The 14,057-nt window shown below is 54.1% G+C and carries 13 protein-coding genes; 9 read left to right on the top strand and 4 right to left on the bottom strand.

What is annotated here, in order from left to right:
- Position 1: 1 nt before the first annotated feature.
- Both BN3795_RS21470 and BN3795_RS21465 read left to right on the top strand, forming a co-directional pair.
- Entirely contained in the window at positions 2-961 is a 960-nt protein-coding gene (locus tag BN3795_RS21470; protein ID WP_068786741.1) for an ABC transporter permease, read from the top strand.
- 373 nt (positions 962-1,334) lie between these two features.
- The gene (locus BN3795_RS21465; protein WP_068786740.1) at positions 1,335-1,631 is read left to right on the top strand and encodes a hypothetical protein; all 297 of its coding nucleotides are present in this window, start codon (positions 1,335-1,337) and stop codon (positions 1,629-1,631) included.
- 4 nt (positions 1,632-1,635) lie between these two features.
- Here BN3795_RS21465 and BN3795_RS21460 read toward each other — a convergent pair whose 3' ends face one another.
- A complete protein-coding gene (locus tag BN3795_RS21460; protein ID WP_068786739.1) occupies positions 1,636-2,091 on the bottom strand; it encodes a GNAT family N-acetyltransferase in 456 nt (151 codons plus the stop codon).
- Between the two features lie 594 nt (positions 2,092-2,685).
- Between BN3795_RS21460 and ilvB the strand changes: the two genes are divergently transcribed.
- From ilvB to BN3795_RS21425, 7 genes are all read left to right on the top strand, one after another.
- Positions 2,686-4,431 (top strand): biosynthetic-type acetolactate synthase large subunit, encoded by a 1,746-nt coding sequence (gene ilvB / locus BN3795_RS21455; protein WP_068786738.1) that lies wholly within the window; start codon positions 2,686-2,688, stop codon positions 4,429-4,431.
- Entirely contained in the window at positions 4,428-4,916 is a 489-nt protein-coding gene (ilvN, locus tag BN3795_RS21450; RefSeq protein WP_198524791.1) for an acetolactate synthase small subunit, read from the top strand. The genes ilvB and ilvN overlap by 4 nt, the downstream gene beginning before the upstream one ends.
- 220 nt (positions 4,917-5,136) lie before the next feature.
- Complete coding sequence (gene ilvC / locus BN3795_RS21445; protein WP_068786737.1) at positions 5,137-6,129, top strand: ketol-acid reductoisomerase; 993 nt, start codon at positions 5,137-5,139, stop codon at positions 6,127-6,129.
- A gap of 113 nt (positions 6,130-6,242) precedes the next feature.
- Positions 6,243-7,775, top strand: coding sequence for a 2-isopropylmalate synthase (locus BN3795_RS21440; RefSeq protein WP_068786736.1), 1,533 nt, complete (start codon positions 6,243-6,245; stop codon positions 7,773-7,775).
- Positions 7,776-7,941: 166 nt separating this feature from the next.
- On the top strand, positions 7,942-9,021 hold the full coding sequence (gene leuB / locus BN3795_RS21435) for a 3-isopropylmalate dehydrogenase (RefSeq protein ID WP_068786735.1): 1,080 nt from the start codon (positions 7,942-7,944) through the stop codon (positions 9,019-9,021).
- A gap of 268 nt (positions 9,022-9,289) precedes the next feature.
- On the top strand, positions 9,290-9,700 hold the full coding sequence (locus BN3795_RS21430) for a hypothetical protein (protein ID WP_068786734.1): 411 nt from the start codon (positions 9,290-9,292) through the stop codon (positions 9,698-9,700).
- 320 nt (positions 9,701-10,020) lie between these two features.
- Positions 10,021-11,127, top strand: coding sequence for an ATP-binding protein (locus BN3795_RS21425; RefSeq protein WP_068786733.1), 1,107 nt, complete (start codon positions 10,021-10,023; stop codon positions 11,125-11,127).
- A gap of 12 nt (positions 11,128-11,139) precedes the next feature.
- On the opposite strand, the gene BN3795_RS21420 is transcribed toward BN3795_RS21425, so the two are convergent.
- Genes BN3795_RS21420 through BN3795_RS21410 form a run of 3 tightly spaced genes read right to left on the bottom strand, consistent with a single transcriptional unit; the run spans position 11,140 to position 13,626 of the window.
- Positions 11,140-11,322, bottom strand: coding sequence for a FeoB-associated Cys-rich membrane protein (locus BN3795_RS21420; RefSeq protein ID WP_068786732.1), 183 nt, complete (start codon positions 11,320-11,322; stop codon positions 11,140-11,142).
- Positions 11,323-11,356: 34 nt separating this feature from the next.
- Positions 11,357-13,387 (bottom strand): ferrous iron transport protein B, encoded by a 2,031-nt coding sequence (gene feoB / locus BN3795_RS21415; RefSeq protein ID WP_068786731.1) that lies wholly within the window; start codon positions 13,385-13,387, stop codon positions 11,357-11,359.
- Complete coding sequence (locus BN3795_RS21410; protein WP_232730002.1) at positions 13,384-13,626, bottom strand: FeoA family protein; 243 nt, start codon at positions 13,624-13,626, stop codon at positions 13,384-13,386. Before BN3795_RS21410 ends, feoB begins: the two co-directional genes overlap by 4 nt.
- Positions 13,627-14,057 lie beyond the last annotated feature (431 nt).

Below are 14,057 nucleotides of genomic sequence, written 5' to 3'. Positions count from 1 at the left end.
GATGGACGTACTTACACTGCTTGGTCAATTGCTGAACTCTACCCTCGTGTTTTCGACGGCGTTGATCTTCACCGCGCTGGGCGGCATTTTCTCCGAGCGTTCCGGCGTCGTCAACATCGGCCTGGAAGGCTTGATGATCTTTGGCGCTTTTGCCGCCGGCGTAGGGACTTATTATGCCCAGGAAGCGGGGATGGGGGCTTTCTCGCCGTGGGTCGGCGTCATTGCGGCGATGGTCATGGGGGCTATCGGTGCCCTGATCCACGCTGTCGCTACGATCACGTTTAAGGCGGATCAGACCATCAGCGGGATCGTTATCAACTTTTTGGCGGCCGGTCTGACGGTATATATCGTCAAGTTGCTGTTTGAAGGGGCAGCCGAAACTCCGCTCATTACGGTGTTCCACAAAGTCCCGATTCCGGTATTGCGGGATATACCGATTATCGGGGAGGGCTTCTTCAACTCGTATCCAACGACGTATCTGGCGTTGATCCTTGTCGTTGTCATTTACTTTGTGTTGTTTAAGACCCCGTTTGGGTTGCGGCTGCGTTCTGTAGGTGAACATCCGAGCGCAGCGGACACATTGGGTGTGAACGTTACGAAAATGCGGTATATCGGCGTGCTTCTCAGCGGCGTCCTCGGCGGAATTGGCGGTGCAACCATCACGTTGACTACGACGAGTACGTTTGCCCATAACACGATCTCCGGCCAAGGCTTTATCGCCATTGCGGCGATGATCTTCGGAAAGTGGAACCCGCTCGGCGCCTTCGGCGCGGCCGTGTTCTTCGGCTTCTCGCAGGCGATCCGCAACTACGTGCAGCTGTTCGAATGGTCGAGAAGTATTCCGCAGGAATTTATCTTTATGATCCCTTACGTGCTGACGATTATCGTCCTTGTCGGCGCGGTAGGTCGTTCCTCGGCGCCAGCGGCGCTGGGTACGCCTTACGATCCAGGCAAACGCTAATCCTCAAGCAAGGATGCTGCCATCGGCAGCATCCTTTTTTTTTGTGAGATCAGATATTAACACATCTAGCCGGACGCTTCGTATGATTATCCCCTTTGATCAGTATAGTCGAGAACTGAAGAAGGACTCGCCGCATTCCGCCCGTTGCCTCCCCCTGAATGAAAGGGATAATCGTGCAAAGGCGGGCAAGAGGGACATCTAGGCACGATATCGTACTGGATAGAGGCCTGTTTGTCGGCAGGTCAAGGCGATGGTGCAAGCAAGCGCGAAGGCGGGTGAATAGCATGGGGTTGAACACAAAATAGCCGAGTCAAACGGTTCGGCCAGAGCGGTTTTCACGGCTATGGGATCTCACCCGACAGGAGGAATTAGGATGGGCAGAACGGTTACGAGAAAAGAAGCCGAGAAATGGCTGGGCAAACAGATCGCGGCTTATAAAAAAGACGGTACGGTAGTAACGGGGAAATTGGTAAAAATCAGCGGCAATCGCTTGATTGTCCGCCAGGCCCCCGGTAAGAAGGTCAGAACAAAAGCGATCATCCCGCTTGTTTTGTTCGATCTGCTGGCGATCGGCACCGCTCCCTATGCCTATGGGGGTTACCCTTACGGTTATCCGTATGGCGGCGGCGTTCCCTACGGCGGCGGCTACCCTTACCCGTATTTCTGGTAAATGCTTAGCTGCGGCCGGGCAGCCTTTTTTCCAGCTCATAACATTGGGACAGTGGAACGTAACGCAAAGTCCGATACCCCAATTTGCGGTAAAATAGGTGGGCCCGGGTATTCTCCCGGTCCACCATTACTTTTGCACGCAAACATCCTCGGGAGGTGGCAAAGTTTTCTGCATGGGCCATCAAGGTTTTGCCGTGACGCTGCCGTTGATTCGCCGATGCCACCGCCATCATGTCAATATATAACAAATCACCATGAATGAGAAAATGGATAAAAGCGACGGGATCCGCTTCGTAGGTGGGCGAGACGACCAGGGAGACGCCGCGCGACATCCGCTGCGGGAGATCCTTAAAGACGGCTTCGATGTCCTGAGGAGGCATATGGGAGAAGGGGACAAGCTCCCTGCGGATCAAATCATAGATGACGGGATCGTCCTGTTTGGGCCTTCTGTAACGAATCATACGCGAAACTCCTCCTAACCGTGCATAATTTTGGGCGCTATCTTTTATCATATGAGGAGGAGGAGGGAAAGGGTTCCTTTCAGAAACTTTAATTCTTTAGGGTATTGACTCGTGGTGTGAACTAATCATATAATGTTCCTAAACATTTTAAGACATATCTTGCAAACGGCAATGAAGAGGACGAAGCTTTAAGGGCTCTTTGCTCAGAGAGTGGATGGATTTGCTGAGACCACCACCAAAATCCCTTAACTGCGAGCTCACCTCGGAGCTGTTTCCCTGAAAAGCTGCAAGCCATCCGCGGTGGCGCTTGCGATCAAGGCTTAGTAGGGGGAATCGTCTGGTCCGCGTTACGGACCACGAGTAGGGCGGCTCACGCTTTTACTCGTCAAGGCTTGGCACTGCGAAGTGCTGGGTAAAAATGGGTGGTACCACGGAGGATCAAACCTTTCGTCCCTCGGAGCAGGAAACTGTTCCGGCGGGCGGAAGGTTTTTTTAGTTTAGGTAAGTTACTGGGGTTTGAAAAAAGTTAGATCAAGTTCAAAAAGTTTGATCGAAAGATGACTTTTTGAACATCATTTGGAAGGAGGATGACTGATGAGCGCGCAAATTCCAGAGATGCGGTCCACAGAACAATTACGAGAGAAATGGATGAAACCGGAAGTCATTACAGGTTCCGAAATCCTGCTTCGCAGCTTGCTTTTGGAAGGTGTCGAGTGTGTCTTTGGTTATCCGGGAGGAGCGGTGTTGTACATCTACGACGCGCTTTACGGGTTTACCGATTTCCACCACCTGCTGACCAGACATGAGCAGGGCGCCATCCATGCGGCGGACGGATACGCTCGGGCTACCGGCAAAGTCGGCGTATGCATCGCCACCTCCGGCCCGGGGGCGACCAACACGGTGACGGGGATCGCCACTGCGTTTATGGATTCCGTTCCGCTGGTTGTAATTACGGGAAACGTCGTTTCCAGTCTGATCGGAACGGACGCATTCCAAGAGGCGGACATTACCGGCATTACGATGCCGATTACGAAACACAGCTATCTCGTCCGGCGCGTTGAGGATCTGCCGCGGATTATCCACGAAGCGTTCCACATCGCAAATACCGGACGGAAAGGACCGGTCCTGATCGATATTCCGAAGGACGTGTCCGCGAACAAAGCGTTGTTCGAACCTTCTCAGGTCATCAACCTGCGCGGCTACAACCCAACGGTGGTGCCGAATCGGCTGCAGTTGGATAAATTGGCAGCGGCCATCCAGGAAGCCGAACGTCCGGTGATTATCGCGGGAGGCGGTGTCGTCTACTCCGGCGGACATGAGCAGCTGTTCGAATTCGTGAACAAGACGCAAATTCCGATTACGACGACGCTGCTTGGCTTGGGCGCTTTTCCAAGCGGTCATGAGCTCTGGATGGGAATGCCAGGAATGCACGGCACTTATACGGCGAACCAATCGATTCAGCAGTCCGATTTGCTGATCAGCATTGGGGCACGCTTTGACGACCGGGTAACCGGCAAGCTGGACGGATTTGCACCGAAGGCCAAAATCGTGCACATCGACATTGACCCGGCGGAAATCGGCAAGAACGTCCATACGGACATTCCGATTGTCGGCGATGTCAAGACGGTGCTGGAAATGCTGAACCCGATCGTGTCCCGTGCGGACAAGGCGGATGCGTGGAGAGCGCAGATCCAACGCTCCAAAATCGAGAAGCCGCTGAAATACATCGATTCGGATATCGAACTGAAACCGCAGTGGGTCATCGAACTGCTTAACGACACGACGGGCGGCGAAGCGATTATCACGACCGATGTCGGACAGCATCAGATGTGGACGGCCCAGTATTACAAATTCAACCAGCCTCGTTCCTCGATTACTTCGGGCGGTCTCGGGACGATGGGCTTCGGATTCCCGTCGGCCATCGGCGCGCAAATGGGGAACCCCGGCCGGCTGGTCATCTCGATCAACGGCGACGGCGGCATGCAGATGTGCGCCCAGGAACTGGCGATCTGCGCGATCAACAACATCCCGGTTAAAGTTGTCGTCATCAACAACCAAGTGCTGGGCATGGTTCGTCAATGGCAGGAATTGATCTATGATAACCGTTACAGCCATATCAATCTCGAAGGCAGCCCGGATTTCGTCAAACTGGCCGAAGCCTACGGCGTGAAAGGTTTGCGGGCGACGAACAAGGAAGAAGCCAGACGCGTATGGCAGGAGGCGCTTGACACGCCGGGACCGGTTCTGGTGGAATTCGTGGTCTGCAAAGAGGAAAACGTCTATCCGATGGTTCCACAAGGTTCCACCATTGATCAAATGCTGATGGGGGACAGTGAATGATGATGAAAAGCCATGCGATTTCCGTTTTAGTGAATGACCAGCCGGGGGTTCTGCAGCGCGTGGCCGGCCTGTTCGGCCGGCGCGGCTATAATATCGAAAGCATCACCGTAGGCCAATCGGAGGAAGCAGGATTGTCCCGGATGATTATCGTTACGCAAGGCGATGACAAAACGCTTGAGCAAATCGAAAAGCAGCTGTACAAACTGATCGACGTCATCAAAGTCGTGAATGTCAGTTCCAAACCGATGGTTGCACGCGAATTAGCTTTGATCAAGGTGAAATCCGAGCCGGCGGAGCGCCCGGAAATCATGGGCGTCGTCGAAACGTTCCGCGCCGCAGTTGTCGATATCGGGACGAACAGCATGATGGTCCAAGTCGTAGGCGATACCGAAAAGATCGACGCGATGATCGAGCTGCTCCGCCCATACGGCATCCGGGAGCTGTCGCGCACCGGCGTCACCGCCATGATTCGCGGCAACGCCTAGGCACCTGAACCATTTCGGATTCATGCCGCAGTCTGCGGCTTCACCCCTCCGCCAGACCACGGGCGGGTGTTTGAGGGGATCGATTTAGTCAAGAAGCCGCTTTATCGCCTTAAGGCGTCGGTCCGCTGAAACACCCGCTCGTCACAGGCGGAGGGAACCATACTTATTTTAATCAAGGGCACAGCTTGACTGTCCCGCAAATCTTAGGAGGGCATAAGAAATGGCAGTTACTTTGTACTATGAACAAGATGCAGAACTCAGCGTATTGAAAGGAAAAACGATCGCGATCATCGGTTACGGCAGCCAAGGACATGCCCATGCGCAAAACCTGCGCGAAAGCGGACTGAACGTCGTCATCGGCCTGCGTGAAGGCAAATCCTTCAACAAAGCGAAGGAAGACGGTTTTGAGGTGTTGTCCGTTGCGGAAGCGACCCAACGTGCAGATGTTGTGCAAATCCTGATGCCGGACGAAACGCAAGCTGCGGTCTACAACAGCGAAATCGCACCTAACCTGAAGAAAGGCGCTGCCTTGCTGTTTGCCCATGGCTTCAACGTACACTTTGGCCAAATCGTTCCTTCCCCGGATAACGACGTATTGCTCGTTGCTCCGAAATCCCCGGGTCATATGGTTCGCCGCACGTATGTGGAAGGCTTTGGCGTACCTGGCTTGATCGCCATCCACCAAGATGCGACCGGCAAAGCCAAGGAGATCGGCCTGGCCTATGCGAAAGGGATTGGCTGTACACGCGCCGGGGTTATCGAAACCTCTTTCCGTGAAGAAACCGAAACCGATTTGTTCGGCGAACAAGCGGTATTGTGCGGCGGCGTAACGGCCTTGATCAAAGCCGGCTTCGAAACGCTGGTAGAAGCAGGATATGCTCCGGAAATGGCGTATTTCGAGTGCTTGCATGAAATGAAGCTGATCGTTGACCTGATCTATGAAGGCGGGATGGCGACCATGCGCGATTCCATCTCCAACACAGCGGAATACGGCGATTATGTTACAGGACCGCGCATCGTAACCGAAGAAACGAAGAAAGCAATGAAAGAAGTGCTTTCCGATATTCAGCAAGGCAAATTTGCTCGTGACTTCATTCTCGAGAACCAATCGAACCGTGCGTTCCTCACGGCAACTCGCCGCAACGAAGCGAACCATCCGATCGAAGTGGTTGGCCGAGAGCTTCGCGGCTTGATGCACTGGATCAAGAAATAATTCGGAATATCCCGGATCTAGCATGACGTAAAGATGAGTAAGAACCTGAATACCCAATGCGGCCGTGCCTAAGGCGTGAGCCGCATTGGAGCTTTTCGGAGGAGGTGCTTGGAATGCGCAAAATCTACATTTTCGATACAACGCTTCGGGATGGCGAGCAGTCCCCCGGGGTGAACCTGAATACTCGCGAAAAGCTGGAGATCGCCTATCAGCTGGAGAAGCTTGGGGTTGACCGGATTGAAGCGGGTTTTCCCGCAGCTTCGCCGGGGGACTTGGCCGCCGTTAACGCGGTGGCGCGTGCGGTCAAGAAGTCGACGGTGATCGGCTTGTCTCGGTCGCGCACGCAGGACATCGATGCGGTCCGTGAAGCGCTGCAGGGGGCGGAGGATCCTTGCATCCATTTGTTCCTGGCTACCAGTCCGATCCACCGGAAGTATAAATTGAAGATGGACAAAGAGCAGGTGCTGGAGACGGCGCAAGCCGCGCTGCGGTATGCGCGCAAGTATTTCTCGAAAATCGAATTTTCCGCCGAAGATGCGGGCCGCACCGAGCTGGATTTCCTCTGTGAGATGACGGCCATGGCGATTCGCGAGGGGGCATCAGTGGTCAATATCCCGGATACGGTCGGATATTTGTACCCCGAGGAATACGGCAACATCTTCCGCACGTTGAAGGAAAAGGTGCCCGGTATCGAGAAAATCCAGCTCAGCGCCCATTGCCATGACGACCTGGGTCTGGCGACGGCGAACTCGCTGGCGGCAATCCTGGGCGGCGCCGACCAAATCGAGGGGACGATCAACGGCATCGGAGAGCGGGCAGGCAACACCGCGCTGGAGGAAGTGGCGCTGGCGCTGGAGACCCGTTATGATTTCTTCGAGGCCAAGACGTCGCTGGAGCTGTCGGAGATCGCCCGTACGAGCCGGCTGGTCAGCCGCTTGACGGGGATGGTCGTGCCGGGGAACAAAGCGATCGTGGGCGCGAACGCTTTTGCCCATGAATCCGGCATCCACCAAGACGGCATGCTGAAGGAGAAAACCACGTACGAAATCATGTCCCCGGAAACGATTGGGCTCAAAGAGAGCAAATTGGTGCTGGGCAAGCATTCCGGGCGTCACGCGTTCCGCGAGAAGCTGGTGGATATGGGTTATACGCTGGACGACGAGCGCTTGAACGAAGCTTTCGCCAAATTCAAGGCGCTGGCCGACAAGAAGAAGGAAATCACCGACGAGGATTTGCTCGCGATTGTCGAAGAGAAGCTGATCGATACGCCGGAGGAGTTCCGCCTCGAAACGATCTTCGTCTCTTACGGCAACGAAGCGACGCCGGCGGCAAAGGTGCGGCTCGTTACCCTGAACGGCGACATCATCGAGAAGGAAGCCGAAGGCAATGGTTCGGTTGACGCGATCTATAACGCGATTGACCAGGCTTCCGGCGAAGAAGTCAAGCTGGCCGATTATTCGATCAAAGCGGTTGGCCACGGCAAGGATGCGCAGGGGGAAGTACATGTCGTTCTGACCCAGAACGGCGTATCTGTCCAGGGACGCGGCGTCAGCACGGACATCCTGGAAGCCAGTGCCCGCGCGTATGTTGATGCCATTAACCGGTTAATCGAGAAGAGAAAATCCAACTCCGCGATTCGGTCGTAACCGAACGGGGAGTTGACTGCAGCGGGGCTGAGTTATTCAGCTCCGTTGTTTTTTTGACGGCTTATAGCTAATACCTATGACCTTAATAGATTCTATATCTTGGTTTATCCTAACCCGGTATGTTACAACAGAGGTAGAGGATGTTTACGAAAGGGAGCTGGAAGTTATGGCAGAAGTCAAAAAAATCGCGGTCATCGCGGGCGACGGCATCGGGCCGGAAGTTGTGGCCGAAGCGGAGAAAGTGCTGAAACGGACGGAGGAGCTGTTCGGGTACGCGTTTGAAACGGAGCATGCGTTGTTCGGCGGGATCGCCATCGATGAGAAAGGAACGCCGCTGCCGCAGGAAACGCTGGAGGTGTGCCAGAAGGCCGATGCCGTCCTGCTCGGGGCTGTAGGCGGTCCGAAATGGGACAACAATCCGAAGGAGCTGCGTCCGGAGACCGGACTGTTGGGCATCCGCAAGGCGCTGGGCCTGTTCTCGAACCTGCGTCCGGCGGTCGTGTTCGACTGCTTGAAGGACGCTTCGACGCTGAAACCGGAAGTGCTTGAAGGCACCGACCTGATCGTGGTGCGCGAGCTGACCGGCGGCATTTATTTCGGTGAGAAATATCGCCGCGATACGGAGCAAGGTCAGGAAGCGGTGGATACGTGTGCGTATAACGTCAGCGAAGTGGAGCGGATCGTGCGCCAAGCGTTTGAAATCGCCCAGAAGCGCCGCAAGAAGCTCGCTTCCGTCGATAAGGCCAACGTGCTGGAGACATCGCGTTTATGGCGCGAGGTTGTGAACCGCGTCGCTCCGGAATATCCGGACGTAGAGCTGGAGCACGTGCTTGTTGATAACTGTGCCATGCAGCTGCTGCGCCGTCCGGCCAGCTTCGACGTCATCGTGACGGAGAATATGTTCGGCGACATTCTGAGCGATGAAGCGGCGATGCTGACCGGATCGATCGGCATGTTGTCCTCCGCTTCCCTGGGCGAAGGCAGCTTCGGGCTGTATGAGCCTGTACACGGCTCGGCGCCGGATATCGCCGGGCAGAACCTGGCGAACCCGATTGCGACGATCCTATCCGTCGCGCTGATGTTCCGCATGACCTTCGGTTATGCCGATGCCGCGGATGCGATCGAAGCCGCTGTAGCCGACGTGCTGAATGCGGGTCATCGGACCGGTGACATCGCCGTCGACAAGAGTCAGGCGATCGGTACGAAGGAAATGGGCGATCTCATTGTCGCCGCAATGAAGAAGTAGTTGACACCGGGCTGTATAATAATTGACTTTGGATTTGGCCGGTGTTACCATATGTAAAGATATGAAGATGGACCCCCTGTTTGAGCGTGGCTCAAATCGGGGGTTTTTTGCCCCACGGCTGGATCTGTGGGGGATTGCCCGGGGTTCCAGGAATTACAAACCCCACGCAGGAATTTGAAGCAAGCTTCACGAATAAATTATATGAAATCCCAGCTCAAGCCAGAGCCGGAGACGTCAATGAACCGAACGCGGGAAAGGGTGAAGGGGAATGAGTTTTTGCTGCGGAGCCAGCATGCTGGGAACAAAGGGGACTTTAAAGCATTATCGTACGCAGGTACATAATGTACCCCTGTTATTTTGCCCGGTATGCCATCGGGTTGAGGTTCATTATAAAGTGGAGAATGAATACGAGATATTAGCAGAATATGCGCATGGCGATGGTGTGGCGGAGATTGATTTTCAGGATTTCGTGATGGAGGACGATGAGTCCATTTTCGGAAACTGCGTGAACCGGGAGGATGAAGATCCCATGGTGATCGTGCAAAGCCAAATCGATATTTCCCTGGACCTCTTGTCCGTTGCCAAACAGATCGGCGATGAGAAATGGACCGAGGAGCTGAAGAAGAGGTTGGCGGTGATGAGCCGGCGCCGGGCCCGGCTTCAACACAACAATAGTTGAATCATGAGAAATAGTCTTCCAGAAGGGAGGCTATTTTCATTTTTTTGGGACTATGGTCGTCGTTTTGCGTTCATCCCTCTTTTTTCGACAGTATCTCTGGTTGACGGTATTTGGAAAACTTGACTATGATTGAAACAGGTGGCTTTTGACTTATTTCATTAGATTTATGGACAGGCATCCTTCGTCTTTTTAGAAAATTGACATAGATTCGGATCGAAAGTTGAGTTAAGCACGCCGAGTCAGGGTAAGTTCTTCTAGGTAGTGATCGTATGTTGTCTTGTTAGGCAAAGTACGTCATTTGAGTAAAGGGGGAACCAAACTTGTTGAGTGAATTTCAAGAGACATTGCTCCAGTCCGTCAAAGCATATCAATCGACCCAGCTCGTCAAAAACAAGTATGAGAACGTACTCCAACACCTGGACAGCGGAATTATGCTGTTCGACAGCGATGGGGTTCTGACCTTTATCAATGTACAGATGGCCAAGCTGCTCGAAATGCCGCGCCAATCCCTGATCGGCTGCAACTTGCTGCAAATGCTGCGGCATCCGCATCTCAATCAATTTAAGAAGCGCAAAATTATACGAATTTACCGGGAGACGATTTTTCACCGTAAGAAATACCACGAATTAATCGACGAGTACGGCAGACATTGGCTGATCACAGTTACATACGGAGATCAAATGGACGGGGATTTTTTACTTAGCGTGAAGGACGTCTCTGATTTCAAAAGAATTGAACAAACCGCTTACCAGAATGACAAGCTGGCGATGCTCGGGAAGATCTCGGCAGCCATTGCGCACGAAATTCGTAATCCGCTGACGGCGATTCGCGGGTTCATTCAATTGCTGCGGCCGCATTTGCTGCAATTGGGCAAGGACGAGTATGCTCGAATTATCTTGACGGAAATCGACCGGGCGAATGACATTATTCATGAGTTTCTCAATTCGTCGAAGCCTTCAGCCCCGCAGAAATCGACGGTTAGCGTCTCGTCTTTGCTGAAGGAGGTCGTGCTGCTTACGGAGAGCGAGGCGGTGATGAAGGGGTGTCAAATGATCCTGCACGCCCCGGAGGAGGAGTTGTTCGTCTCCATTGACGCTAAGCAGATCAAGCAGGTTCTGCTCAATATTATCAAGAATGCGATGGACGCGATCGCGGAGGTCGGCAGCGATCATCAAGGGGTGATCGATATCCGTGCAGAGATGGAAGGCAAGTCGGTGAACATCTCGGTGCAGGATAACGGAGGCGGGATGGATAAGGGAATGCTGAGCCGCCTGTTTGATCCCTTCTTTACGACGAAGGAGAAGGGGACCGGATTGGGATTGTCGGTGAGTTACCGGATCATTCGGAATCATCGGGGGAACATTTCCGTGGATAGTTTAAAAGGCGCGGGAACGATCTTTGTCATTTCGCTCCCGCTGGCCTTATAGAAGAGTATAGAATTATTCCCTTTGGCCTTTGGCCGGAGGAACCGAAGAGGACGCCGCGTAACTCCCGCAAGCCGCAGAACAGGATTTCTGCTGCGAGCAGGAGGCGCAGGCGCCTTTTTTGCTCTTCTTGAAGCTGCGGTATAACGCGAAGGCGGCATAACCAAATACGGCCGTAAGGATCACAATGTCGATCATCAGGGGGAACTCCTTTCGTTTATCGGTTCGAAACTTAAGCCAGACCCAACCCGAGTCGCAAGCCAACCTGATAGATCAAGAGGGACACAAGGTAAGCGAGCGTCAGCGAATAAGCGATCGAGAATAACGTCCATTTCCAGGAGGCCGTTTCTTTGCGGAGGACGCCTACCGTTGCGAGGCAGGGGGTATACAGCAGAACAAAAGCCATAAAGCTGTAAGCCTGCAGCCCTGTGAAGGAGGCGGCGATTTGCCCCTGCAGCCCGGCCATGTCCGGTACGTGGTAAATGATGTTCATGGTCGACACCACGACCTCTTTCGCCATAAACCCGGTGATGAGGGCGGCTCCGGATTGCCACGTGCCAAACCCGAGCGGTTGCAGGATGGACGCGAACCAACCGCCGACCGCGGCCAGGAAGCTGTCGTCCATGTTCTCGGCTACGCCGCCCGGACCAAGGTAGGAGAGCAGCCAGATCATAACCGAGCCGCCGAGAATGAAGGTGCCGGCTTTACGCAGGAAACCTTTGCCTTTCTCCCAGGTGCTGCGAAACAAAGTGACGCTTTGCGGCATCCGGTAAGGCGGCAGTTCAACCATAAAGAAGGAACGTTCATTTTTGAACAGGAACAGGGAGAATACTTTGGCCAACACAAGCGCCATGACAATCCCGAGCAGATACAGCGAGAGGACGATCAGGCCTTGCGACCGGGTGAAGAAGATCCCGGCAAACAACGCGTAAACCGGCAGCCGGGCGGAGCAGGACATCAATGGAATCAACAGCATGGTCAGCATCCGCTCTTTCGGTTGTTTAATGCTGCGGGAGGCCATAACGGCCGGTACATTGCAGCCAAAGCCCAAAATAAACGGAATTAGCGCTTTGCCGTTTAGGCCGACGATTTCCATCAATTTATCCATCATTACCGTGATTCGGGCCATGTAGCCGGAGTCCTCAATGAAGGAGATAATCAGGAACATGATGAAAATCTGCGGGATAAAGACCAATACGCCGCCGACGCCGCCGATGATGCCGTCTAGGATCAGCGCATGCGTGAAGCTTGAAGCCCCGGCTACCGTCAGCAGCGTCTCGATGCCGCTTGTCAGCGGTCCCGTAATGAGACCGTCAAGCAGGTCGGAAAGCGGGTTTCCCAGCCAGTCGAACGTGAGCTGGAAAGTCAGGAACATAAAAGCGATAAACAGAGGGATGCCGAGAACCGGGTGAGTGACGATACGGTCGATCCGTTCCGTCATCGTATGCGCCTTCTTCCGGGTCGCGTCGACTGCCTCGCGGCAAAGCTCCCGAATCAGCCGGGTGCGGACGGTGCGGATCGTCTCTTCCGCAGACGCAGGGTTTCCGGCTGCGGCCAACTGTCTTTCCGCTTTGGCGCGGATGCCCTGCAGTTGATTCAGGTCGGTCTGCGGCGGGAGTGCGGCGATGACCGCCGGGTTATCCTCCAGCACCTGAAGGGCCAGCCAGCGCAAGGTCGGGCGCCCTTCCTCGCGTCCGGCGTCAAGTACCCGGGAGATATCGTGGATGGCCTGTTCGATGACTTCCCCGTAGTTGATCGTAAAGCGCGGAACAGCAGCCGATCCCGGAGGCAACTGCTCGATCGCACGCAGCAGTTCCTTGCTGCCTTTCCCGGTACGGGCGATCAGAGGGAATACCGGAGTTCCGAGCCGATCGGCAAGCTTCTCCGGATCGACCTGCAGTCCGTTCGCGCGGGCGACATCGATCATATTTAGCCCGATGATCACCGGTTTGCCGTATTCAAGCAGCTGCAGGGTCAGGTACAAGTTGCGCTCCAGATTGGAGGCGTCAACGATGTTCACCAGGACGGAAGGAGACTCGGTGGCCAGGTATTCCGCCGCAACCCCTTCATCCCTGGATAGAGGGCGAAGAGTATAGATCCCGGGCAGGTCGGTCAGCAGGCCGGTCTTGTTCCGCAGTTGCCCGACTTTCTTCTCGACGGTTACGCCGGACCAGTTGCCGACATATTCATAGGAGCGGGTTAATGTGTTAAACAGCGAGGTTTTCCCCGTGTTCGGGTTCCCGATGAGAGCCGCGTTGTTCATGAAACCGCCACCTCGATATAGGCCGCTTCTTTCTGGCGGATGCCAAGCAGTTGGCCCGCGCATTCCAGCGTAACCGGGCCGCCCCACAGGCAGTATCTTTTGACAACGACTCGGGTGCCTTCCTGAATGCCGAGATCGGCAAGACGCCGCTTCAGGACCGGGTCCATATTTCCGATTTGCGTGATGGCGCAGGAAGTTCCGGGTTTCAAACCAAGCAGGCAACATCGGCAGGGTGTCATGGGCATTCCTCTCCTTCTCTGAATCAATTGCAATGCAGGGGCTCGTGCTATATGCAAGCCAAAATTGGCTGAAGTCCCTAATTGAGTAATTGGTATTGAGAATCAATCTCAATTGAATTTCAAATGTAATATATCACGCTCGGTCGTTCCGTACTGTGATCAATCTCATATCGGAGAATCAAATTCTTCGTGATTCGAAGATGACTTTTCGAACAACCGTACAAATGAAGGTTCGTAAAGTCAGGTTTGAAGCACCGAGAAGGTTGGATGAAGCCAGGGATTGAGTAGCGGAGCGTAGACAGATCTACGTGAGCAACGGAAAGCCCGGCTGAATTCAAGATTCGACGCCGAAGAAACTTCTTGAACTACTTCGTGATTCGAAGATGACTTTTCGAACAACCTTTAGTAAGATGGATAGTAAAACGATGGAG

It is taken from the genome of Paenibacillus phocaeensis (genome assembly GCF_900021165.1).
In the GTDB taxonomy this organism is placed as follows: Bacteria; Bacillota; Bacilli; order Paenibacillales; family Paenibacillaceae; genus Fontibacillus; species Fontibacillus phocaensis.
This window is presented reverse-complemented; position numbering and strand designations above follow the sequence as displayed.